Genomic DNA, 22,283 nt, shown 5'->3' with positions numbered 1-22,283 from the left:
CGGCGTGGCCGCCCCGTGGGGCGGCACGGCGCGTTCCACGACGGGCGCTCCTCTCCCTCGTGTCCCAGCCTTCGCCCCGCGCGCTCCGCTGCCTGTGACCCGCGCCACGCGAGAACGGATTCACAGCAACCCGAAAGCCGCGCCCCACGTCCCCTCCCGGGGCCACAGCCGAATGGCGAGGCGCCACGCCCTCCTCCCCTGCCAGGATGTCCCCATGCCTACCCCTTACGACATGCCCGATGTACTGGACCGTCGCGAGGGCCCGCACGGCGAGGTGGTGCTGCGGCGGCACGACGACCGACTGGAGATCATCTCCAACGGCTGTTTCCTGATGGACACCTCCGACGGCCGCTCGGAGCGGCGGCTGGTCGACGCGGCACTCGACGCCCTGGCCGGCCGGGACCGCCCCGACGTCCTGATCGGCGGCCTCGGCGTCGGCTTCTCCCTGGCACACGCCGCCGCGGACCCGCGCTGGGGCGGGATCACGGTGGTGGAACGCGAGCACGCGATCGTCGAGTGGCACCTCGACGGCCCGCTCTCCGCGATCTCCGCCCAGGCCTTGGCGGACCCTCGCACGACCATCGTCGAAGCCGATCTCGTCGCACACGTCAATGAGACATCCGACACGTACGACGCCCTGTGCCTCGACATCGACAACGGACCGGACTGGACCGTCACGGAGGGCAACGGACACCTGTACCGGGAGGCCGGACTGGCAAGCTGCGCAAGGGTGTTGAGACCCGGCGGGGTTCTCGCCGTCTGGTCCGCCCAGCCGTCTGCGGAATTCGAGGAAACTTTGCGGAATGCCGGGTTCCAGCAGGTGCGTACCGAAGAGATCCCGGTTGCCCGGGGCGTTCCGGACGTCGTGCACCTCGCCATCAGCCCTGGATAGCAAAGGTGTACTGACTCCCCGTACGCTGCTCCCCTGACGCCGATCATTCAAGCGTCAATCGCAACCATGCGCAGGCATAGCCAGTCAGAAGGAATCACCCCACTGATTCCGGGAAAGCACACCCCAGGGGCGGGCGATGGAGCAGACACAGACCTCCCACAACGGTTCGGCGACGGCTACTCCGGGCGCACAGCGCCGGGTCCTGGTGGTCGAGGACGACGCGACGATCGTGGACGCCATCGCGACCCGCCTGCGAGCCGAGGGATTCCTCGTGCAAACGGCGGGTGACGGCCCGTCCGCGGTCGACACGGCCGAGGCATGGCAGCCCGACCTGCTGATCCTCGACATCATGCTGCCCGGCTTCGACGGCCTGGAGGTTTGCCGGCGCGTACAGGCCGCCCGCCCGGTGCCGGTGATGATGCTCACCGCGCGCGACGACGAGACCGACATGCTGGTCGGGCTCGGCGTCGGCGCCGACGACTACATGACCAAGCCGTTCTCGATGCGGGAGCTGGCGGCGCGCGTGCACGTCCTGCTGCGCCGGGTGGAGCGGGCCGCCATCGCGGCGGCCACCCCCCGCTCCGGCATCCTGCGCCTGGGCGAGCTGGAGATCGACCACGCCCAGCGCCGGGTCCGGGTGCGCAGCGAGGACGTCCACCTCACGCCCACCGAGTTCGACCTGCTGGTGTGCCTGGCGAACACCCCGCGCGCGGTGCTCTCCCGTGAGCAGTTGCTCGCCGAGGTCTGGGACTGGGCGGACGCCTCCGGCACCCGCACGGTCGACAGCCACATCAAGGCGCTGCGCCGGAAGATCGGCGCCGAGCGGATCCGCACGGTGCACGGCGTGGGTTACGCCCTGGAGACGCCGACGCCATGAGCGGCGGGCCGGCCGGACGGAGAAACCCCGGGGAGCCGGATCCCTGGGGCGGGGTGAGCCCGTTCTCGATCAAGACCAAGCTGGGCGCGCTGGTCGTCATCTCGGTGCTGATCACCACAGGTCTGTCGGTGATCGCGGTGCACACGAAGACGGAACTGCGCTTCATCACGGTCTTCTCGATGATCGCCACGCTTCTCATCACGCAGTTCGTGGCCCATTCACTCACCGCACCCCTGGACGAGATGACGGCGGTGGCCCGTTCCATCTCGCAGGGCGACTACACCCGCAGGACGCGGGAGAACCGCCGCGACGAGCTGGGCGACCTGGCCGTGACGATCAACGCCATGGCCGACGAGCTGGAGGCCCAGGACAGCCAGCGCAAGGAACTCGTGGCGAATGTCTCGCACGAGTTGCGCACACCCATCGCGGGCCTGCGCGCGGTGCTGGAGAACATCGTCGACGGCGTCACGCAGGCCGACCCGGAGACGATGCGCACGGCGCTGAAGCAGACCGAGCGGCTCGGGCGGCTGGTGGAGACGCTGCTGGACCTGTCCCGTCTGGACAACGGCGTCGTCCCGCTGAAACAGCGGCGGTTCGAGGTCTGGCCGTATCTGTCCGGCGTGCTGAAGGAGGCCAACATGGTGGCCTCGGTGCGCGCGGGCATCGCCACCGGCTCGGGCAGTCACACCCGTACCGACGTCCATCTGCATCTCGATGTCCACCCGCCCGAGTTGACCGCGCACGCGGACCCGGAGCGCATCCACCAGGTCGTCGCCAATCTCATCGACAACGCGGTCAAGCACAGCCCGCCGCACGGCCGGGTGACGGTCAAGGCGCGGCGCGGCGCCCTGCCGGAGTCGCTGGAGCTGGAGGTCCTGGACGAGGGACCGGGCATTCCGAAGTCCGAGTGGCATCGCGTCTTCGAGCGGTTCAACCGCGGCAGCGCCAAGCGGCCGCAGGGTCCGGGCAGCGACGGCGGCACGGGTCTCGGCCTGGCGATCGCCCGCTGGGCGGTGGACCTGCACGGGGGCCGGATCGGAGTGGCCGAATCCGAGCGTGGTTGCCGGATTCTTGTCACCCTTCCGGGACTGTCATCTCTGCCAAATTGACGTAAAGTTCGAAGCGGAGCCACAAGATCCACGGGCGTCCGCGCTGACGGACACGTGTGATCAGGCACAGGCCCGCGCCATCGGCGCCCGGGGCCCGGCCCCGCCCATCCCTGCTGAAGCGGAACCACGCTTGTTTCCCGCCATTTCGAGGCCCGAAACGCAGTTCCAGATGTGACTTGCACGACGTTGAACGGGCCCGGCCTGACCTTCCCCGTCCGGGGGGCGTAGCCTTGATTCCCGCTGTCCATCATCTTGTGAAGCGGAAGAGGGCGGTTGCCGCCGTGTCGCCACAGTCCCCCAGTAACTCGAGCATCTCGACCGACACCGACCAAGCGGGGAAGAACCCTGCCGCGTCGTTCGGTGCCAACGAGTGGCTCGTCGACGAGATCTATCAGCAGTACCTCCAGGACCCGAATTCGGTAGACCGAGCCTGGTGGGACTTCTTCGCCGACTACAAGCCGGGGGCGGCCGCCGCCTCGGCTCCGGCGGGTACCGCGGCCGCGGGGGCCGCGGGGACCACCACCGCTCAGCCGGCCACTCCGGCCGCTCCCACCCAGGCCCCCGCCCCGGCGGCCGAGAAGCCCGCCGCCGCGCCGGCTCCCGCCCCGGCTCCGGCCCCGGCGAAGCCCGCCGCGCAGGCCCCGGCCCAGGCCCCCGCACCGGCGCAGGCCGCCCCGGCCGCGAAGCCGGCCGCCAAGCCCGCCGCCGCGAAGAAGGCCGAGCCCGCCGCCGAGGCCCCCTCGGGCCCCGAGCAGGTCGTGCTGCGCGGTCCGGCCGCCGCGGTCGCGAAGAACATGAACGCCTCCCTGGAGGTGCCCACGGCCACGTCCGTGCGCGCGGTCCCGGTGAAGCTGCTCTTCGACAACCGCATCGTCATCAACAACCACCTGAAGCGCGCCCGGGGCGGGAAGATCTCCTTCACGCACCTGATCGGCTACGCGATGGTGCAGGCCATCAAGGCCATGCCGTCGATGAACTACTCCTTCATGGAGAAGGACGGCAAGCCGACCCTGGTCAAGCCGGAGCACATCAACTTCGGTCTCGCCATCGACCTGGTCAAGCCCAACGGCGACCGCCAGCTCGTGGTCGCGGGCATCAAGAAGGCCGAGACGCTGAACTTCTTCGAGTTCTGGCAGGCCTACGAGGACATCGTCCGCCGCGCCCGCGACGGCAAGCTCGGCATGGACGACTTCACCGGTGTGACGGTCTCCCTGACCAACCCCGGCGGCCTCGGCACCGTCCACTCCGTGCCGCGTCTGATGCCCGGCCAGTCGGTGATCATGGGTGTCGGCTCCATGGACTACCCGGCGGAGTTCCAGGGCACGTCCCAGGACACGCTGAACAAGCTCGGCATCTCGAAGGTCATGACGCTCACGTCGACCTACGACCACCGGGTGATCCAGGGCGCCGCCTCCGGCGAGTTCCTGCGGATCGTCGCGAACCTCCTCCTCGGTGAGAACGGCTTCTACGACGACGTCTTCGAGGCGCTGCGCATCCCCTACGAGCCGGTCCGCTGGCTCAAGGACATCGACGCGTCCCACGACGACGACGTCACCAAGGCCGCCCGCGTCTTCGAGCTGATCCACTCCTACCGGGTCCGCGGCCACGTCATGGCCGACACCGACCCGCTGGAGTACCAGCAGCGCAAGCACCCCGACCTGGACATCACCGAGCACGGGCTCACCCTGTGGGACCTGGAGCGCGAGTTCGCCGTCGGCGGATTCGCCGGCAAGTCCCTGATGAAGCTGCGCGACATCCTCGGCGTGCTGCGCGACTCGTACTGCCGCACCACCGGCGTCGAGTTCATGCACATCCAGGACCCGAAGCAGCGCAAGTGGATCCAGGACCGCATCGAGCGCTCGCACACCAAGCCGGAGCGTGAGGAGCAGCTGCGCATCCTGCGCCGGCTGAACGCCGCCGAGGCCTTCGAGACCTTCCTGCAGACGAAGTACGTCGGCCAGAAGCGCTTCTCCCTGGAGGGCGGCGAGTCCGTCATCCCGCTGCTGGACGCCGTGCTGGACTCGGCCGCCGAGTCCCGCCTGGACGAGGTCGTCGTCGGCATGGCCCACCGCGGCCGCCTGAACGTCCTCGCCAACATCGTCGGCAAGTCGTACGCGCAGATCTTCCGCGAGTTCGAGGGCAACCTCGACCCGAAGTCGATGCACGGCTCCGGCGACGTGAAGTACCACCTGGGTGCCGAGGGCACCTTCACCGGTCTCGACGGCGAGCAGATCAAGGTCTCCCTGGTCGCGAACCCCTCGCACCTGGAGGCGGTGGACCCGGTCCTGGAGGGCGTCTCGCGCGCCAAGCAGGACATCATCAACAAGGGCGGCACGGACTTCACCGTCCTGCCGGTGGCGATCCACGGCGACGCGGCCTTCGCGGGCCAGGGCGTGGTGGCCGAGACCCTGAACATGTCGCAGCTGCGCGGCTACCGCACCGGCGGCACGGTCCACATCGTCATCAACAACCAGGTCGGCTTCACCGCGGCCCCCGAGTCCTCGCGTTCCTCCATGTACGCGACGGACGTGGCCCGCATGATCGAGGCCCCGATCTTCCACGTGAACGGCGACGACCCGGAGGCCGTGGTCCGCGTCGCGCGGCTCGCCTTCGAGTTCCGCCAGGCGTTCAACAAGGACGTGGTGATCGACCTCATCTGCTACCGCCGCCGCGGTCACAACGAGTCGGACAACCCGGCCTTCACCCAGCCGCTGATGTACGACCTGATCGACAAGAAGCGCTCGGTGCGCAAGCTCTACACCGAGTCCCTCATCGGTCGCGGCGACATCACCCTGGAAGAGGCCGAGCAGGCGCTGCAGGACTACCAGGGCCAGCTGGAAAAGGTCTTCACGGAGGTCCGTGAGGCCACCTCCCAGCCGGCGACGGTCGAGTCCTCGGACCCGCAGGCCGAGTTCCCGGTCGCCGTGAACACCGCGGTGACCACGGAGGTCGTCAAGCGGATCGCCGAGTCCCAGGTCAACATCCCCGACCACATCACCGTCCACCCGCGTCTGCTGCCGCAGCTGCAGCGCCGGGCGGCGATGGTCGAGGACGGCACCATCGACTGGGGCATGGGCGAGACCCTCGCGATCGGCTCCCTGCTGCTGGAGGGCGTCCCGGTCCGCCTGGCGGGCCAGGACTCCCAGCGCGGTACGTTCGGCCAGCGCCACGCGGTCATCATCGACCGCAGCACCGGCGAGGAGTACACGCCGCTGCAGTACCTCTCCGAGGACCAGGCGCGGCTCAACGTCTACAACTCCCTCCTCTCCGAGTACGCCGCGATGGGCTTCGAGTACGGCTACTCGCTGGCCCGCCCCGAGGCGCTCGTGATGTGGGAGGCGCAGTTCGGCGACTTCGTCAACGGCGCGCAGACGGTCGTGGACGAGTTCATCTCGTCGGCCGAGCAGAAGTGGGCCCAGACGTCCGGCGTCGTCCTGCTCCTGCCGCACGGCTACGAGGGCCAGGGCCCGGACCACTCCTCGGCCCGCCCGGAGCGCTTCCTCCAGATGTGCGCCCAGAACAACATGACGGTCGCCATGCCGACGTCTCCGTCGAACTACTTCCACCTCCTGCGGTGGCAGGTGCACAACCCGCACCACAAGCCGCTGGTGGTCTTCACGCCGAAGTCGATGCTGCGCCTGAAGGCGGCGGCGGCCAAGGCCGAGGAGTTCACGACGGGCCAGTTCCAGCCGGTCATCGGCGACGCGTCGGTCGACCCGGCCGCGGTGAAGAAGGTCGTCTTCTGCGCCGGCAAGGTCTACTACGACCTGGAGGCCGAGCGTCAGAAGCGCGGTGTGACGGACACGGCGATCATCCGCATCGAGCGCCTGTACCCGCTGGCGGGTGCCGAGCTCCAGGCGGAGATCAAGAAGTACCCGAACGCCGAGAAGTACCTGTGGGCCCAGGAGGAGCCGGCGAACCAGGGTGCCTGGCCGTTCATCGCGCTCAACCTGATCGACCACCTGGACCTGGCGGTCGGCGCGGACGTCCCGCACGGCGAGCGGCTGCGGCGCATCTCGCGCCCGCACGGCTCGTCCCCGGCGGTGGGTTCCGCGAAGCGGCACCAGGCCGAGCAGGAGCAGCTGGTGCGCGAGGTGTTCGAGGCGTAATCGCCCACGCACGTCCCGCGTGACCGGGCCGCATCCCCGCTTCGGGGGTGCGGCCCGGCCGTTTGCGCCCACCTATCCTTGGGGGCATGTACTTCACGGACCGTGGCATCGAGGAACTGGAGAAGCGGCGCGGCGAGGAGGAAGTCACCTTCGAGTGGCTCGCCGAGCAACTGCGGACGTTCGTCGATCTCAATCCCGACTTCGAGGTTCCGGTGGAGCGGCTGGCGACGTGGCTGGCGCGACTGGACGACGAGGACGACGAGTAGGACACACACCGCCGCCGAGGCGTGAGGGCGTCAGGCCGTGAGGGCGTCAGGCCGTGAGGGCGTCAGGCCGTGAGGGCGTCAGGGCGTGAGGGCGTCAGGGCGTGAGGGCGTCAGTCAGGTGGGCCGTCAGGCTGCCGGTCAGGCGGGCTCAGGCCGTCGGTCAGGCGGCCGTCAGGGCGTCAGGGCGTCAGGGCGTCAGTCAGTGAGGCAGGCGGGCCGTCAGTCTGGCGGGTGCGTGAGGGTGTACGCCAGGCCCAGTGCGCCGTGCGCGAGCAGCAGCACTCCTGCCGTGGTCCAGCCGCCGCTGCGCCGCCTCAGGCCCCAAGCGATGAGCGGGAGACCCACCGCCACCTGGGCGAAGGCCAGGGCGCGGGCCCTCGGGCCGCCGGTCCAGGGCATCCAGGGGCCGAAGCGGCTGTGGTCGACGGTGTCGCGTTCCGCGACCGCCTCGCGCCGGCCCGGCCATGCGACGGGCACGGTGTCAGGCCGACGGGCGGCGGCCTCCCGGAGTCGGTCGGCGGGTTCGCCGGGAACGAGTCCGGCGGGCAGGGAGACCCCCACGCGCGCGAGCACCGCGAGCAGGCCGCGCAGGCGGGCGTCGGCGTCGGCCGCGGAGTCGGGTTCGGTCAGTCGCCCAAGGTCCTGGACGTCCAGGACGGGGTCGAGGCCCAGGCGTGCCGCGAAGGTGCGCATCGCCTCGTCCTCCCCCACCGGGACGCCGCTCGCGAGCCATACGAAGCCGACCGGGCGGCGGAAGCCGGACGCGAACGTGAATCCCGCGTGCTCGGTGTCCCACCACAGGGCGAGGACGGGCCAGGGCGCGCCGACGGCGAGGGCCGTGGCCCAGCCGGTGACCACCCGGTCGACGGGATCGGCGCCGTCCCGCCAGGGACGGCCCTCGGGGACGAGAGCACTCCACTCGTCGCCCGCCCGGGTGAGTTGCATCGGTTCGCGCAGCAGATGCGCGACGGGGGCGACGGAGCCGGGTGACGCCCGGCACAACAGCAGCGCCCCGGGGGCGGGACCGGTGCGGTCAGCTTCCGTCGACATGCTCATACGCTAGGGCGATTTGCCACATCTTGATGACTTTTGCGCACCCGGCCGTCGCCGGAACGAGTGTCTTGACTTTCCCGCACCGCGATATATCGTGAATACGAGAGGACGCGATATGGCGCGTCGAGTCGGGGAGGTCTGCACCATGTCCGAGTGGTCCGTCACGGAACCGAGGAAGCTCACCTTCGACGAGCCTGTGAGCGATCTGCACGTACGTCTCGTCAACGGAACGGTGAACGTGGTGGGCACCGACGAAGGTTCCGCCCGCCTGGAGATCTCCGAGATCGAGGGGCCGCCCCTGGTGGTGACCCAGCAGGACGGCACCCTCACGGTGGCCTATGAGGACCTGCCGTGGAAGGGCTTCCTCAAGTGGCTGGACCGCAAGGGCTGGTGCCGCAGCGCGACGGTCTCCCTGGCCGTCCCGGCCGGCACCCGGGTGGAGGTAGGGGTGGTGGGCGCGGGTGCCGTGATCTCCGGGGTCCAGGGCCCGTCGGTGGTGAAGGGCGTCACCGGCGACACCACCCTGGTCGGCCTCTCCGGCCCGGTCCGCGCCGAAACGGTCTCCGGCAACCTGGAGGCCCAGGACGTGACCGGCGACCTGCGGTTCAAGTCGGTCTCCGGCGACCTCACGGTGGTCGAGGGCTCCGGCCCCTCCGTGCGGGCGGAGTCGGTCAGCGGCTCGATGATCGTCGACCTCGATCCGAACGGCCCGACGGACGTCCGGCTGACCAGCGTCTCGGGCGAGATCGCGATCCGGCTGCCGTACCCGGCGGACGCGGACGTCGAGGCGAACACGGCGAGCGGCTCCGTCTCCAACGCCTTCGACGGACTGCGGGTGCACGGCCAATGGGGCGCCCACAAGATCACGGGCCGCCTGGGCGCGGGCACCGGCAAACTCCGGGCCACCACCGTGTCCGGCTCGATCGCCCTGCTGCGACGCCCGGCCCGGGAGGACGAGGACGAGGAGCCGTGGGGCACGCGGCCCGGTGGCAACGGATCGGCGGCGGACCCGGCGGACGCCCCCCGGAGCGGCTCGGGAGACAATTCCGTCTCCGGCCCCGGCGATGACCCCACCACCGCCCCGGCCGACGGCACGACCGACAAGAAGGTGCTCTGACATGCCCCCCGTCTTCGCCCACGGCCGCCTCCGCCTCTACCTGCTGAAGTTGCTGGACGAGGCCCCCCGCCACGGCTACGAGGTGATCCGCCTCCTCGAGGAGCGCTTCCAGGGGCTGTACGCGCCGTCGGCCGGCACGGTCTACCCCCGCCTGGCCAAGCTGGAAGCCGAAGGCCTGGTCACCCACACCACCGAGGGCGGCCGCAAGGTCTACTCGATCACGGACACGGGCCGAGCCGAACTGGCCGACCGCAGCGGTGAACTGGCTGATCTGGAGCTGGAGATCCGGGAGTCCGTGGCGGAGCTGGCCGCGGAGATCCGGGCCGATGTGCGCGGAGCAGCCGGTGACCTGCGCCGCGAGATGCGCGCGGCGGCGACCGAGGCCCGCCGGGACACCGCCACCAGGACCGACGGCCAGGCGGGTGCTCCGGGCGGTGACTTCTCGCAGCACGGCGACAGGGAGACCTGGCGCATCGCCAAGGAGGAGATGCGCCGCGCCCGGCAGGAGTGGAAGGAACAGGCCCGGCGCGCCAAGGACGAGAGCCGCCGCGCCCGGGAGGACGCCCAGCGCGCCCGCCGTCAGGCGAAGGAGGCCCAGGAACAGGCCCGCGCCCAGGCCCAGGAGCAGGTGCAGCGCATCACCCGCCGCGTCCAGGAGCAGGTGCAGGACCACTTCGCCCGCGGCGACTGGCCGACGGGCCTGCGGGAGGGCCTGAGCGAACTGGTCAAGGAGGCGGGCGAGTTCGGAAAGGACTACGGCAAGGACTTCGGCAAGGATTTCGGCTTCGACTGGACCGGCACCGGCAAGCCCGCGGAGCCGACCCCCTCATCACCGCCCCGGGAGGACTTCCCGGCCGCCTACGAACCGGCCTGGGCCCACGAGGACGCCGCGGACTCCACCGGCGACCCTGCCCGCGACCTGGACCGCCTCCTCGACCGCTTCCGGGACGACATCCGGGACGCGGCCCGCGACCACGGCGTCTCCCCCGACCAACTGCGTGACGCCCGCCGCCACCTGTCGACGGCGGCGGCCCACATCGGAGCCCTCCTGCGCACGCAGAAGAAGTAGGCCCGGGGCGCAGCCCTCAGCCGGCCTTGGCCTCGCCACCACTGCCGTACAGCACCCGCACCAGTGACTCGTACGTCACCCCGTGGTCGGCGAGAACCTCGGCCGGCACATCGGGGCGCAGGGTCAGGGCCAGCAGGATGTGCTCGTCCCCGATGTTCCGGTCCCGCTGGGCGAGTGCGACCCGCAAAGAGCGCTCCAGCACGTCCTTGGCGCCCCGGCTGAAGGAGACCCGCCCCGACCACCACCGCTTGTCCTTGCGGTCGCCGGCCAGGGCGCCGACCCCGTGCACGTCCTCCACCCGGGCGACGATCTCCTCCACGTCGATCCCCAGCCCGGCCAGCGCATCGGTCTCGGCCTGTGTCAACCCGGCCCGCCGCCGCGCCTCACGCAGCGCCTCACGCACGGAGCCCCGCCGCTCACCGAGCCCGAGGGCCGTGAGTGCGAAGGAGCCACGACTGCCCTCCCGGTCGAGCAGTGCCAGCAGCAGATGCTCCGGCTCCACACACCCTCCGCCCCCGCCACTCCCCTCCACATGTTCGTACGCGCTCTTCACCACGTCACGGGCGTCCTTCGTGAACCGCTCGAACATCAATGCCTCCCGTACTTCTTGTGCACGGCCTGCCTGCTCACACCGAGTTCGGTGGCGATCTCCTGCCAGGACCAGCCGTGGTTGCGCGCATTGCGCACCTGCACGGCTTCCAACTGCTCCAGCAGCCGGCGCAGCGCGGCGACGGCCCGCAGGCCGACCCGGGGATCATGGTCACCCGCGCGCTCGGCCAGATCCGTTGCTTCGGTCATGACGTCAACCTACGTTGACACCGAGCTCACGTCAATCCTAGTTGACACACGAAAACGGCCGGCCCGCTCCGGACCGACCGTCAACGCACCCTCAGCCGTGCTCAGGGGTTCGTCAGCACGACCTTCCCGAACTGTTCACCCGAAGCCAGCCGCTCGAAGCCCTCCCGCGCGCGATCCATGGGCATGACCTCGTCGATGACGGGCCGCACACCGGTGGCGGCACAGAAGGCGAGCAGGTCCTCCAGCTCGTCCTTGGTGCCCATGGTGGACCCGACGACCTTGAGTTCCAGGAAGAAGATCCGGGTCAGCTCGGCGTGCGAGGGCCGGTCGCCGCTGGTGGCACCGGAGATCACCAGCGTGCCGCCGGGCTTCAGCGACTTCACGGAATGCGACCAGGTGGCGGCCCCGACGGTCTCGATCACGGCGTCGACCCGCTGCGGCAGCCGCGCCCCGGACTCCAGCGCCTCCACGGCCCCGAGCTCCACGGCCCGCTTCCGCCTGGCCTCGTCCCGGCTGGTGGCGAAGACCCGGAGACCGGCGGCCCTGCCCAGCACGATGGCGGCCGTGGCGACACCACCGCCGGCACCCTGCACCAGCACGGAGTCGCCGGGGCGGACACCCGCGTTGGTGAAGAGCATCCGGTACGCGGTCAGCCACGCCGTGGGCAGACAGGCGGCCTCCTCGAAGGAGAGCTCCTTGGGCTTGGGCAGGATGTTCCAGGTCGGCACGGCGACCTGCTCGGCGAAGGTGCCCTGGTAACGCTCCGTGAGGATGGACCGGGGTTCCTTCGGGCCCACCCCGTGCCCACTCTGTCCGACCACGGAGTGCAGGACGACTTCGTTGCCGTCCTCGTCGACGCCGGCGGCGTCACAGCCGAGGATCATCGGCAGCTTGTCCTCTGCGAGGCCTACGCCACGCAGGGACCAGAGGTCGTGGTGATTGAGGGAGGCGGCCTTGACCGTGACGGTACTCCAGCCGGGACGGGCCTCGGGAGCCGGGCGCTCTCCCAACTCCAGGCCGGACAGCGGCTGGTCGCGGTCGATTCGGGCGGCGTAGACGGCGAACATGACCTTGACGATAGGTTCCGCGGGGGACCGAAGGAACCATCCGGCCCTGTGAGACACGCCCTCTTGCCAGGGACGGGCGGTGTGCTGCGGCGCCGGCCGGAACGCTCCCGCAGCCGCCGGACGACGCGAGGGGCCGTGTCGGGGGGTGTCGGGGGTGTCCGCCCGCAGCGGTTGGCGCGTCAACGCCGGCCAGTCGGCGTGAGACCCCATCGCGCCGTTCCGAGGACGGACACCCCCGGCGCGGCCCCGACCCACCACTCGGCGTCAGGCGAAGCGGACGCGTACCCCCACCACCGCAGCACCCCACCGCCGGAGGTACCCGCACACGACCACCGGAGTCACCGCCGGAACCACCCGCACACCACCCGAACAGCCCCGGCCCCACCCGGAACGCAAAGAAATGGCCCCGCCCGATCCCGGGCGGAGCCACATCACACCAGCGCCAGTGTCACTGTCAGCGCCGGGCCACACCCTCGGCCCGGGCCGCGGCCGCCACCGCGGCGGTGACCGCCGGAGCGACCCGCTCGTCGAACGGCGACGGGATGACGTAGTCGGCGGCGAGATCGTCCCCGACCACAGCGGCCAGCGCCTCCGCGGCGGCCAGCTTCATCCCCTCGGTGATCCGCGAGGCCCGCACCTGCAGCGCCCCGGCGAAGATTCCGGGGAACGCCAGCACGTTGTTGATCTGGTTCGGGAAGTCCGACCGCCCGGTCGCGACGACCGCCGCGTACTTGTGCGCGACCTCGGGGTGCACCTCGGGGTTCGGGTTCGCCATGGCGAAGACGAACGCGCCCTCGGCCATCGTCGCCACCGCGGACTCCGGGACCGTCCCGCCGGACACGCCGATGAACACATCGGCCCCGTCCAGCGCCGACTCCAGCGACCCGGTGATGCCGGCCTTGTTCGTGAACCCGGCCAGCTCCTGCTTCACCGGCGTGAGGTCGTCACGGTCGGCCGACACGACACCCTTGCGGTCGGCCACCGCCACATCCCCGATCCCGGCCTCGACCAGCATCTTCGCGATGGCGACACCGGCCGCGCCGGCGCCGGAGATGACGGCCCGCAGCTCGCCCAGTGCCCGCCCGCTCAGCCGCGCGGCGTTCCGCAGGGCGGCCAGCGTCACCACGGCCGTACCGTGCTGGTCGTCGTGGAAGACCGGGATGTCCAGCCGCTCCTGCAGCTTGCGCTCCACCTCGAAGCACCGGGGCGCCGAGATGTCCTCCAGGTTGACTCCGCCGAACGACGGCGCGAGCCGCACCACGGTCTCGACGATCTCGTCGACGTCCGTGCAGTTCAGGGCGATGGGAACCGCGTCCACGCCGCCGAACTGCTTGAACAGGATCGCCTTGCCCTCCATCACCGGGAGGGAGGCCTCGGGCCCGATGTCACCGAGCCCCAGCACGGCCGTACCGTCCGTCACGACGGCCACGACCGATGACTTCCACGTGTAGTCGTGCACGAGCTCCGGCTGCTCCGCGATCGCGCTGCACACCTTCGCGACGCCGGGCGTGTACGCCAGGGACAGATCGTCCTTGTCCCGGACCGGCACGGTGGCCTGCACAGCCATCTTGCCGCCGCGGTGCAACGCGAACGCCGGGTCGAAGGAGTCGAGGGGCTCCGCACCGCCCTCGTGATCCGTATCGCCGGTCCTGCTCTCGCTGCGAGGATTGACAATCTCCGCTGCCACTTCGTTTTACCCCTTAAATCTTCATTGGTTTGAGGGTGGCCACTCCTGGTGAGGGGTGGGCGGGCACCGCGTAGGCCCATGTCGTGCTTGTACGTGTATACGTACGGGCGCGTACGCGACGGGCGCGCCGCACACGCGCCCTGAGCCCCGGATGAGGGGTGTAAGGACCCTTCTTACCGGACGGACGGCATCGAGGACGAGTCCATAACGCGAAGGTCACATGACGGGGCCCTGACTCTTCGTCCAAAATCAGGACAAGACCTGGACAAGCCGGATACAACCACTCAGCCACTGACGAAGGCCGCGCTCCCCGTATCGAAATCCCGGGATTTACCGAAGTTCTTCCGGCCGGAAGGGGTGATTCCCATAGAAGGTCCGGCCGTGATGTACCGGAGTGGTGCGGTTCGGGGGTCTCCCGTTATCCGATTTTGACATGACTGGCCCCCAGAATCGCGCAGTCCGAATGGCAAGATGCCGTAATCACACGAGGTCGCGACACTCGAAGACGTGTGCACTCGTCGACCCACGGCACTGCCGAGACCTTCGGCGTGCCACGGCCGCGTCGAACTCATCGGCAGCGGCCCGCCCCATCGGCAACTCCACCCATCCGCCGGAGGAACCCACCATGACCGCAAGCTCCACCCGTCGTACGACCGCCGCGCACTCCCGGCTAGCAGCGGTCGGTGCGATCGCGGTCGCAGGCGCGCTGATGCTCACCGGATGCGGTGACCAGACCAAGGACACCGGCTCGAGCGACACCGCGGCCTCGGCCCCGCTCGCCGACAAGCTGCCGAAGGCCATCCGCGACAAGGGTGTCATCAAGGTCGGTTCCGACATCGCCTACGCCCCGGTCGAATTCAAGGACAGCTCCGGCAAGGTGGTCGGCATCGACCCCGACCTCGCCGCCGCCATGGGCAAGCAGCTCGGGGTCGATTTCCAGTTCGAGAACGGCACCTTCGACACGCTGATCACGGGTCTGCGGTCCAAGCGGTACGACATCGCCATGTCCGCGATGACCGACACCAAGGACCGCCAGGAGGGCATCGACTCCGGCACCGGCAAGAAGGTCGGTGAGGGCGTCGACTTCGTGGACTACTTCACCGCCGGTGTCTCGATCTACACCAAGAAGGGCGACGACCAGGGCATCAAGACCTGGTCCGACCTGTGCGGCAAGAAGATCGTGGTGCAGCGCGGCACCGTCTCCCAGGACCTCGCCAAGGCGGAGTCGAAGAAGTGCCCGGCCGGCAAGAAGATCACCATCGAGCCCTTCGACAACGACCAGCAGGCCCAGACCCGCCTGCGCGCGGGCGGCGCCGACGCCGGCTCGTCCGACTTCCCGGTCGCCGCGTACGCCGTGAAGACCTCGGGCGGCGGCAAGGACTTCCAGCTGGTCGGCGAGCAGGTCGAGGCCGCTCCGTACGGCATCGCGGTCGCCAAGAACCAGACGCAGCTGCGGGACGCCCTCAAGGCCGCCCTCGACGCCATCATCGAGAACGGCGAGTACGAGAAGATCATGAAGAAGTGGGGCGTCACCGAAGGCTCCGTCGACGAAGCCACGATCAACGGCGGCAAGTGACCGCGACGCAGCGGCACTGAAAGGCAACACCCGTGACTGTTGACATCGACAAGACGTCGGGGCCGTCCGACACGCCCCCGGCCGGACCGGAGGCCATCAAGGCCATCCCGGTCCGGCACTACGGGCGGTACGTCTCCGCCGTCGTAGCGATCGCCCTGCTGGTCGGGGTCGTGTACGCGTTCGCCCAGGGCAAGATCAACTGGGGCGCGATCCCGGACTACTTCTTCGACGACCGCATCCTGGACGGCGTCGGCAAGACGCTCCTGCTGACCGTCCTGTCCATGGCGATCGGCATCGTCGGCGGCGTCCTGCTCGCCGTGATGCGCCTGTCGAAGAACCCGGTGACCTCGTCGATCGCATGGTTCTACATCTGGTTCTTCCGCGGCACCCCGGTCCTGGTGCAGCTGATCGTCTGGTTCAACCTGGGCCTGGTCTTCGAGTACATCAACCTCGGGCCGTTCTACAAGGACGAGTGGTCGGACTTCATGACCCCGTTCCTGACGGCGCTGCTGGGCCTCGGCCTCAACGAGGCCGCGTACATGGCGGAGATCTGCCGGGCCGGTCTGCTCTCGGTCGACGAGGGCCAGACGGAGGCGTCGCACGCGCTGGGGATGAGCCACACCAAGACGCTGCGCCGGATCGTCATCCCGCAGGCGATGCGCGTGATCGTGCCGCCGACGGGCAACGAGGTCATCAACATGCTGAAGACGACCTCCCTGGTCTCGGTCGTCCAGTATCCGGAGTTGCTCCGTGCCGCTCAGGACATCGGGCAGACCTCCGGCGCCCCGGCCGAGATGCTGTTCCTGGCGGCGGCCTGGTACCTGCTGATGACGTCGATCTTCAGCATCGGCCAGTACTACCTGGAGCGGTACTACGCGCGTGGCTCCAGCCGTTCGCTGCCGGCCACGCCGCTCCAGAAGATCAAGGCGAACGTGCTGTCCCTGTCCAACCGCTCGGCGTCGACGGGAGGCACCGCATGAACGCCATGGTGAAGGCCGAGGGCGTCCACAAGTCCTTCGGTCCCGTAGAGGTCCTCAAGGGCATCGACCTGGAGGTGAAGTCCGGCGAGGTGTTCTGCCTCATCGGCCCCTCCGGCTCCGGCAAGTCGACCTTCCTCCGGTGCATCAACCACCTGGAGAAGATCAACGCCGGGCGCCTGTACGTCGACGGCGATCTGGTCGGCTACCGGCAGAAGGGCGACAAGCTCTACGAGCTGAAGGACAGCGAGGTCGCCGTCAAGCGCCGGGACATCGGCATGGTCTTCCAGCGCTTCAACCTGTTCCCGCACATGACGTCCGTGGAGAACGTCATGGAGGCGCCGGTCCAGGTCAAGGGCGTGAGCAGGGCCAAGGCCCGGGAACGCGCCCTGGAACTGCTGGACCGGGTGGGCCTGGCCGACAAGGCGGGCAACTACCCCTCGCAGCTCTCCGGCGGCCAGCAGCAGCGCGTCGCCATCGCCCGGGCCCTCGCCATGGACCCGAAGCTGATGCTGTTCGACGAGCCGACCTCGGCACTCGACCCGGAGCTGGTCGGTGACGTCCTGGACGTCATGCGCGACCTGGCCGAGTCGGGCATGACGATGATCGTCGTCACCCACGAGATGGGCTTCGCCCGCGAGGTGGGCGACAGCCTGGTCTTCATGGACGGCGGTGTGGTGGTCGAATCCGGTCACCCGCGCGAGGTGCTGACGAACCCGCAGCACGAGCGGACGAAGTCGTTCCTGTCCAAGGTGCTCTGAGGGTACGCACGGCGAGGGGGCGGTACGGAATCTCCGTGCCGCCCCCTTCGCGGTCCGTCGCGCGGCCTACTTCATGGCGAGCAGCAGGGTGTCCGAGGGCGAGCACCACACCGGCCTGGCCTCGCCGAACCCCTTCTCGCGCAGCACGCGCGCGTGCCACTGCACCGACGGCATGTCACCGTCGGCGTGGTCGCCGTAGATCTCGTAGCGCCGGGCCGTCGGTCCGGCGAGGACGGGGTCCTTCGCGGCGAGCTGCCACCACTCGGTCCAGCCGAGGATGCCGGATTTGCCTGGCCTGTTCCATGCGGGCGTGGCGCTGCGCGCGCTCGGCGGCGTTGATCCGGGGCGTCGTCTCGTCGATCATGTGGTCCGCGTTCATGAAGACGCCGCCGTCGCGGACAAGTCCTGCGACCCGGCCGTAGAGCTCCGCGAGAGGTTCCCGGTGCAGCCAGTGCAGGGCCGTCGCGGTCAGGACGGCGTCGTACGCGTCGTGCGGCAGCCGCGCCGGCCAGTCGGGGTCCTTGAGGTCGGCGGTGACCAGGGTGACCCGCTCGTCGCCGGCGAAGGTGCCCTCGGCGATGGCGAGGAGCGCCGGGTCGAGGTCGACTCCGGTGCTGGTGGCGTCCGGGAACCGGGCGAGCAGCCGGGCGGTGATGCTGCCCGTGCCGCAGGCGAGGTCGAGGACGCGCGGGGCGGTGCCCACGACGGCCTCGACCTCCCCCATAGCCCGAAAGGCATGGGGGGACCCCCACCGAGCATGATCCGGAACCGCTCCTCGCGGTCGGGCATGTACCACTCCTGCTGCCGGTCCCAGCTCTCCTGCCAGGCCTGCCAGTCGGCGGCGGTGGCCTGGATGTCCGCGTCCGTCATCGAGCCCCTCCCTCGTAATACCCTGGATACGCCATCAGCTGTTACCAGTGCGCGCTCACGACCCTAAAGCCCTTCCGTAAGGACTACAAGTGGAACTGGCCTATTACTCGGACTACGCCGTGCGTCTCGTCAACACCGAGGAACCGGCCCGGGGCAAGGACGCCCTGACATCGGTCGAGGCCATCCGCGGCCTGTTCGGCGGCCAGCAGTCCGCGGCCCGCCGCGCCACCGACGCGGACGTCACCCGCTTCCGCTCGGTCCGGGCCCGGCTGCGCGCGGTCTTCGAGGCGGCCGACAGCGGCGACGAGCAGCTCGCCGTGGACCTGCTGAACTCGCTGCTGCTGGAGTTCCCGGTCAGCCCGCAGATCTCCGGGCACGACGTCCGCGACGACGACGGCCGTCCCCTGTGGCACATGCACCTGGCGGACCACCCGTCGAACGCCACCGCCGGCTATGCGGCGATCGCGGCGATGGGCCTGGCGTTCCACCTGACCGAGTACGGCGTGGACCGCCTCGGCCTGTGCGAGGCGGCGCCCTGCCGCAACGCCTACCTCGACACCTCCACCAACCGCTCGCGGCGCTACTGCTCCGACCGCTGCGCGACCCGCGCCAACGTGGCGGCCTACCGCGCCCGCAAACGCCTGGAGGCCGCCCGGCCCGACCTGCCCGAGAGGACCGGCCTGGCCGCCGACAGCGCCCAGCCCAGCAGCGCCCACGGCGACCGCCGGTCCGGCCTGCGCGGCCGGTAGCGGAACCGGACCCGCCCCAGGACCAGTTCGTCGGGCACGACGCCGTAGTCGGTGCTGTCGCCACCGGCGTACGCGTTGTCACCGAGCACCCACCAGCCGCTCTCGCACCGCTGGGCGACCCGCTTGACGACCAGCAGGTCCTGCTGGAAGGGGTGCCGCAGCACGACGACGTCCCCGGGCCTGACCCTGGCCCCGTAGTGCACCAGGAGCCGGTCCCCGTGGTGCAGCGTGGGCACCATGGACGGCCCGGTCACTTCGGCCAGCCCGAAGGGCGGGGCCTGCCTCCCCCGCTCGGACTCGTGCGACAGCTCCGGCATCACCCGGCACCTCCCCGGTTCTTCGTCCACCAGTCTCAGTCTCACCCCGGACTTTTGTCCTAAGCCCATGGGGGCACCCGACAAAAGCCGTCCCTCACGGAGTAATGTCCCCTGTGAGAAGACGATCACGAGGAAGGAATGCTCCATGCTTTCCCGCCTGTTTGCCCCCAAGGTCAAGGTCAGTGCGCACTGCGACCTTCCCTGCGGTGTGTACGACCCCGCCCAGGCCCGCATCGAGGCGGAGTCGGTGAAGGCCGTGCAGGAGAAGATGGCCGCCAACGACGACCCGCACTTCCAGGCGCGCGCCACCGTCATCAAGGAGCAGCGCGCCGAGCTCGCCAAGCACCACGTCTCGGTGCTGTGGAGCGACTACTTCAAGCCCCCGCACTTCGAGAAGTACCCGGAGCTGCACCAGCTGGTCAACGACGCCCTGAAGGCCCTTTCGGCCGCCAAGGCGTCGACCGACCCGGCCACCGGCCAGAAGGCGCTGGACTACATCGCCCAGATCGACAAGATCTTCTGGGAGACCAAGAAGGCCTGACCGCCTTCGTACGACGCGGGGGCCCGACCGAGAACCGGCCGGGCCCCTTCGTCGTGGCGCCCCCTGAGGGACGATCAGGTATGCCCCGTACGCCGACGCCACCACGGCCGTGCGGGCGAGAAGGCCCAGGGTGGCCTGGGCGAGACCGTTGGGCGGACGCGCCCGCCCCGCTGTTCGCGGCCGTCCCCAGCCGGGCGAGGCCGAGGACGCCCAGCGCGAAGACGCCGACGGCCCCGGTGGCGGAGCCCCCCACGCTCACCGCGGCCACCCGACCGAGTGCGGTCCGGTCCCGACGCATGTCCGGCTCCCCGTCCCTCAGGCGGCCGTGCCGACCTTGGCCGGCGGCTCGATGCGGATGCCGACCTCCTGCGCGTCGTTGACGTTGCGCGCGTGCACCGGGTTACGGCGCGAGATGGCCACGATGCCCGCGGCGAGCGCCGCGCCCACCAGGGCGACGACCGCCGTGCCGGCGTCCCCGCCGTACTGCACGACCGCGGCGGCCAGGCCGCCGACCAGTGCGGCGGCGGGCAGGGTGACCGCCCAGGCGATCGCCATCCGGCCCGCCACGCCCCAGCGGACCTCCGCGAGCCTGCGGCCGAGACCCGCGCCCAGGATGCTGCCCGAGGCCACCTGGGTGGTGGACAGGGCGAAGCCGAGGTGGGCGGAGGTCAGGATGACGGTCGTGGAGGCCGTCTCGGCCGCGAAGCCCTGGGGCGACTGGATCTCGGTGAGGCCCTTGCCCATGGTGCGGATGATCCGCCAGCCGCCCAGATAGCTGCCGAGGCCGATGGCGAGGCCCGCGGACGCGATGACCCACAGGGGCGGTCCCGCGTCGTGGCCGAGCGCGCCGGCCGAGATCAGGGCGAGGGTGATGACGCCCATGGTCTTCTGCGCGTCGTTGGTGCCGTGGGCGAGGGAGACCAGCGAGGCGGAGGCGATCTGGCCGATGCGGAAGCCCTGGGTGACGGAGTCCTCGCGGGCGCGGTCGGTGAGGCGGTAGGCCAGGCAAGTGGCGAGCAGCGCGGCGACACCGGCCACCACCGGCGAGGCCACCGCCGGCACCAGCACCTTCTCGACGACCTTGCCGAAGTCGACGCCGTGGCTGCCCGACCCGACCCACACGGCCCCGATCAGCCCGCCGAACAGGGCGTGCGAGGAGCTTGAGGGCAGGCCGACCAGCCAGGTCAGCAGATTCCACAGGATCGCGCCGACGAGCCCCGCGAAGATCATGCCCGGGGAGACGAGGGTGTCGTCCACGATGCCGCCGGAGACGGTCCTGGCAACCTCCGTGGACAGGAAGGCACCGACGACGTTGAGGACACCGCTGATCAGGACCGCCGTACGGGGAGCGAGCGCGCCGGTGGCGATGGACGTGGCCATCGCGTTCGCCGTGTCGTGGAATCCGTTGGTGAAGTCGAAGGCGAGTGCCGTGACGATGACGACCGCCACGAGGAACGTGATGTGGTCCATCCCTGCATGCAAACAAGCGGGGGCCGATGCACGGGGAACGGTGCGCGACGGCTGGTCAAGGTTCACGCGGGTGGCCTTGGCGCGCGCCCTCTACGATCCGCCCATGAGGATCAGCTGGACGTACGCCTTCATCGACCGCCCGCGTGAGGCCTTCGGCGCCGCCTGCGCGTTCTGGACGGCGGTCACGGACACCCGACTGTCCGAACGGCGCGGAGAGCACGACGAGTTCGTCACCCTGCTGCCCGACGGCGCCGACGCATGCGTGAAGATACAGGCGGTCGGGCCGCGTTCCGGCGGCGCGCACATCGACCTCTGTGTGGACGACATACCGGAGTTCGCCGCCGCGGCGGTACGGCTCGGCGCGAGTGTCGTGGCGGACCTCGGTTCCCTCGTCGTGCTGCGTTCGCCGGCCGGGCAGTTGTTCTGCGCGGATCCCTGGCGCGGGCAGTCGTCGCGCCCGGGCGTGGTGCGGGGCAGCCGGCTCGATCAGGTGTGCGTGGACATCGCGCCCTCGGCCTTCGACGCCGAGGTCGCCTTCTGGAGCACGCTGCTCGCCGGCTGGGAGTCGCTGCCGGGCTCCCTGCCCGAGTTCCACGTGGTCAAGCCGCCGCCCGGCCTGCCGGTCCGTCTGCTCCTGCAACGGCTCGACGAGGAACGTCCGGCCTCCGCCCACCTCGACCTCGCCTGCGCGGACGTCACGGCGACCCGGGCTCGGCACGAGGAACTCGGAGCCGCCGTCGTGTCCGCCTTCCCCGGCTGGACGGTGATGCGCGACCCGGCGGGCGGCACGTACTGCCTGACCGGCAGGAATCCGGTGACGGGCGGGCTGGACGGCTAGGCCCCTTCTGATGGATCTCCGTGGGAGAAGGAGCGGCGTTCGGTGCGTGCTCTGGGGGTCTCCCCTGCTCGAAGAGCTTGGGGGAGTGCCGCGTGGAAGCCCTCGTAGCGGAGCTACTCGGGCTTTCGCGCGGTGCGGCG

At 70.2% G+C, this 22,283-nt stretch carries 19 protein-coding genes and 2 pseudogenes; 13 read left to right on the top strand and 8 right to left on the bottom strand.

What is annotated here, in order from left to right; translation table 11 throughout:
* Positions 1–214: 214 nt before the first annotated feature.
* The 5 genes from QNO09_RS24230 (at position 215) to QNO09_RS24210 (ending at position 7,253) form a co-directional block, all read left to right on the top strand.
* Positions 215–892 carry a spermidine synthase family protein gene (locus tag QNO09_RS24230; protein WP_283972354.1) on the top strand — a complete coding sequence of 226 codons (678 nt, stop codon included), beginning with the start codon at positions 215–217 and terminating at the stop codon, positions 890–892.
* Positions 893–1,028: 136 nt separating this feature from the next.
* Positions 1,029–1,769 carry a response regulator transcription factor gene (locus tag QNO09_RS24225; RefSeq protein ID WP_221758607.1) on the top strand — a complete coding sequence of 247 codons (741 nt, stop codon included), beginning with the start codon at positions 1,029–1,031 and terminating at the stop codon, positions 1,767–1,769.
* Positions 1,766–2,878 carry a sensor histidine kinase gene (locus tag QNO09_RS24220; protein ID WP_283972353.1) on the top strand — a complete coding sequence of 371 codons (1,113 nt, stop codon included), beginning with the start codon at positions 1,766–1,768 and terminating at the stop codon, positions 2,876–2,878. Before QNO09_RS24225 ends, QNO09_RS24220 begins: the two co-directional genes overlap by 4 nt.
* A 281-nt stretch (positions 2,879–3,159) precedes the next feature.
* Positions 3,160–6,987 carry a multifunctional oxoglutarate decarboxylase/oxoglutarate dehydrogenase thiamine pyrophosphate-binding subunit/dihydrolipoyllysine-residue succinyltransferase subunit gene (locus QNO09_RS24215; RefSeq protein WP_283972352.1) on the top strand — a complete coding sequence of 1,276 codons (3,828 nt, stop codon included), beginning with the start codon at positions 3,160–3,162 and terminating at the stop codon, positions 6,985–6,987.
* 86 nt (positions 6,988–7,073) lie between these two features.
* Positions 7,074–7,253, top strand: coding sequence for a DUF6104 family protein (locus tag QNO09_RS24210; protein ID WP_003992906.1), 180 nt, complete (start codon positions 7,074–7,076; stop codon positions 7,251–7,253).
* Between the two features lie 219 nt (positions 7,254–7,472).
* Here the strand turns inward: QNO09_RS24210 and QNO09_RS24205 are convergent, their stop codons facing one another.
* Positions 7,473–8,303: a hypothetical protein gene (locus tag QNO09_RS24205; protein WP_283972351.1), complete on the bottom strand. Its 831-nt coding sequence runs from the start codon at positions 8,301–8,303 to the stop codon at positions 7,473–7,475.
* Between the two features lie 148 nt (positions 8,304–8,451).
* Here QNO09_RS24205 and QNO09_RS24200 point away from each other — a divergent pair, with 148 nt between their 5' ends.
* The gene (locus tag QNO09_RS24200; RefSeq protein WP_283972350.1) at positions 8,452–9,423 is read left to right on the top strand and encodes a DUF4097 family beta strand repeat-containing protein; all 972 of its coding nucleotides are present in this window, start codon (positions 8,452–8,454) and stop codon (positions 9,421–9,423) included.
* A 1-nt stretch (position 9,424) separates the two neighbouring features.
* Positions 9,425–10,492 (top strand): PadR family transcriptional regulator, encoded by a 1,068-nt coding sequence (locus QNO09_RS24195; RefSeq protein WP_283972349.1) that lies wholly within the window; start codon positions 9,425–9,427, stop codon positions 10,490–10,492.
* Positions 10,493–10,508: 16 nt separating this feature from the next.
* Here QNO09_RS24195 and QNO09_RS24190 read toward each other — a convergent pair whose 3' ends face one another.
* The 4 genes from QNO09_RS24190 to QNO09_RS24175 form a co-directional block, all read right to left on the bottom strand.
* Positions 10,509–11,081, bottom strand: a complete 573-nt coding sequence (locus QNO09_RS24190) for a Clp protease N-terminal domain-containing protein (RefSeq protein ID WP_283972348.1) — start codon at positions 11,079–11,081, stop codon at positions 10,509–10,511.
* Positions 11,081–11,290, bottom strand: a complete 210-nt coding sequence (locus QNO09_RS24185; RefSeq protein ID WP_283972347.1) for an HTH domain-containing protein — start codon at positions 11,288–11,290, stop codon at positions 11,081–11,083. Before QNO09_RS24185 ends, QNO09_RS24190 begins: the two co-directional genes overlap by 1 nt.
* Before the next feature lie 101 nt (positions 11,291–11,391).
* Entirely contained in the window at positions 11,392–12,357 is a 966-nt protein-coding gene (locus QNO09_RS24180; protein ID WP_283972346.1) for a zinc-binding dehydrogenase, read from the bottom strand.
* Between the two features lie 454 nt (positions 12,358–12,811).
* A complete protein-coding gene (locus QNO09_RS24175; RefSeq protein WP_283972345.1) occupies positions 12,812–14,044 on the bottom strand; it encodes an NAD(P)-dependent malic enzyme in 1,233 nt (410 codons plus the stop codon).
* Positions 14,045–14,669: 625 nt separating this feature from the next.
* On the opposite strand from QNO09_RS24175, the gene QNO09_RS24170 reads away from it, so the two are divergent.
* From QNO09_RS24170 to QNO09_RS24160, 3 genes are read left to right on the top strand one after another with little or no spacing between them, the layout of a single operon-like run.
* A complete protein-coding gene (locus tag QNO09_RS24170) occupies positions 14,670–15,620 on the top strand; it encodes an ABC transporter substrate-binding protein (protein ID WP_283972344.1) in 951 nt (316 codons plus the stop codon).
* Between the two features lie 32 nt (positions 15,621–15,652).
* Complete coding sequence (locus QNO09_RS24165) at positions 15,653–16,600, top strand: amino acid ABC transporter permease (RefSeq protein WP_283972343.1); 948 nt, start codon at positions 15,653–15,655, stop codon at positions 16,598–16,600.
* Positions 16,597–17,358, top strand: a complete 762-nt coding sequence (locus QNO09_RS24160; RefSeq protein WP_283972342.1) for an amino acid ABC transporter ATP-binding protein — start codon at positions 16,597–16,599, stop codon at positions 17,356–17,358. The genes QNO09_RS24165 and QNO09_RS24160 overlap by 4 nt, the downstream gene beginning before the upstream one ends.
* Positions 17,359–17,424: 66 nt before the next feature.
* Here the strand turns inward: QNO09_RS24160 and QNO09_RS24155 are convergent.
* Positions 17,425–18,228: pseudogene (locus tag QNO09_RS24155) on the bottom strand (class I SAM-dependent methyltransferase).
* Between the two features lie 89 nt (positions 18,229–18,317).
* Between QNO09_RS24155 and QNO09_RS24150 the strand changes: the two are divergent.
* Positions 18,318–18,977 carry a CGNR zinc finger domain-containing protein gene (locus QNO09_RS24150; RefSeq protein WP_349636985.1) on the top strand — a complete coding sequence of 220 codons (660 nt, stop codon included), beginning with the start codon at positions 18,318–18,320 and terminating at the stop codon, positions 18,975–18,977.
* A 65-nt stretch (positions 18,978–19,042) separates the two neighbouring features.
* Here the strand turns inward: QNO09_RS24150 and sodX are convergent.
* A pseudogene (gene sodX, locus QNO09_RS40025) lies at positions 19,043–19,216 on the bottom strand (nickel-type superoxide dismutase maturation protease); the annotation flags it as partial.
* 223 nt (positions 19,217–19,439) lie between these two features.
* On the opposite strand from sodX, the gene sodN reads away from it, so the two are divergent.
* Complete coding sequence (gene sodN, locus QNO09_RS24140; RefSeq protein WP_020123534.1) at positions 19,440–19,835, top strand: superoxide dismutase, Ni; 396 nt, start codon at positions 19,440–19,442, stop codon at positions 19,833–19,835.
* Between the two features lie 315 nt (positions 19,836–20,150).
* Here the strand turns inward: sodN and QNO09_RS24135 are convergent, their stop codons facing one another.
* Positions 20,151–21,305 carry an inorganic phosphate transporter gene (locus QNO09_RS24135; RefSeq protein WP_283972340.1) on the bottom strand — a complete coding sequence of 385 codons (1,155 nt, stop codon included), beginning with the start codon at positions 21,303–21,305 and terminating at the stop codon, positions 20,151–20,153.
* A gap of 103 nt (positions 21,306–21,408) precedes the next feature.
* Here QNO09_RS24135 and QNO09_RS24130 point away from each other — a divergent pair, with 103 nt between their 5' ends.
* Positions 21,409–22,143 carry a VOC family protein gene (locus QNO09_RS24130; protein ID WP_283972339.1) on the top strand — a complete coding sequence of 245 codons (735 nt, stop codon included), beginning with the start codon at positions 21,409–21,411 and terminating at the stop codon, positions 22,141–22,143.
* Positions 22,144–22,283 lie beyond the last annotated feature (140 nt).

Origin of the sequence: Streptomyces sp. 378 (assembly GCF_030124145.1) — a bacterium.
Taxonomy (GTDB): Bacteria; Actinomycetota; Actinomycetes; order Streptomycetales; family Streptomycetaceae; genus Streptomyces.
The sequence above is the reverse complement of the archived record's forward strand: the minus strand, read 5'-3'. Positions and strand labels throughout refer to the sequence as shown.

Excerpts from the sequence above, each read along its gene's own strand:
- QNO09_RS24195 (WP_283972349.1), top strand. The coding sequence starts at position 9,425 with ATGCCCCCCGTCTTCGCCCACGGCCGCCTCCGCCTCTACCTGCTGAAG.
- QNO09_RS24185 (WP_283972347.1), bottom strand. The coding sequence starts at position 11,290 with ATGACCGAAGCAACGGATCTGGCCGAGCGCGCGGGTGACCATGATCCC.
- QNO09_RS24200 (WP_283972350.1), top strand. The coding sequence starts at position 8,452 with ATGTCCGAGTGGTCCGTCACGGAACCGAGGAAGCTCACCTTCGACGAG.
- QNO09_RS24180 (WP_283972346.1), bottom strand. The coding sequence starts at position 12,357 with ATGTTCGCCGTCTACGCCGCCCGAATCGACCGCGACCAGCCGCTGTCC.
- QNO09_RS24230 (WP_283972354.1), top strand. The coding sequence starts at position 215 with ATGCCTACCCCTTACGACATGCCCGATGTACTGGACCGTCGCGAGGGC.
- sodN (WP_020123534.1), top strand. The coding sequence starts at position 19,440 with ATGCTTTCCCGCCTGTTTGCCCCCAAGGTCAAGGTCAGTGCGCACTGC.
- QNO09_RS24130 (WP_283972339.1), top strand. The coding sequence starts at position 21,409 with ATGAGGATCAGCTGGACGTACGCCTTCATCGACCGCCCGCGTGAGGCC.
- QNO09_RS24210 (WP_003992906.1), top strand. The coding sequence starts at position 7,074 with ATGTACTTCACGGACCGTGGCATCGAGGAACTGGAGAAGCGGCGCGGC.
- QNO09_RS24225 (WP_221758607.1), top strand. The coding sequence starts at position 1,029 with ATGGAGCAGACACAGACCTCCCACAACGGTTCGGCGACGGCTACTCCG.
- QNO09_RS24220 (WP_283972353.1), top strand. The coding sequence starts at position 1,766 with ATGAGCGGCGGGCCGGCCGGACGGAGAAACCCCGGGGAGCCGGATCCC.
- QNO09_RS24160 (WP_283972342.1), top strand. The coding sequence starts at position 16,597 with ATGAACGCCATGGTGAAGGCCGAGGGCGTCCACAAGTCCTTCGGTCCC.
- QNO09_RS24135 (WP_283972340.1), bottom strand. The coding sequence starts at position 21,305 with ATGGACCACATCACGTTCCTCGTGGCGGTCGTCATCGTCACGGCACTC.
- QNO09_RS24205 (WP_283972351.1), bottom strand. The coding sequence starts at position 8,303 with ATGTCGACGGAAGCTGACCGCACCGGTCCCGCCCCCGGGGCGCTGCTG.
- QNO09_RS24170 (WP_283972344.1), top strand. The coding sequence starts at position 14,670 with ATGACCGCAAGCTCCACCCGTCGTACGACCGCCGCGCACTCCCGGCTA.
- QNO09_RS24190 (WP_283972348.1), bottom strand. The coding sequence starts at position 11,081 with ATGTTCGAGCGGTTCACGAAGGACGCCCGTGACGTGGTGAAGAGCGCG.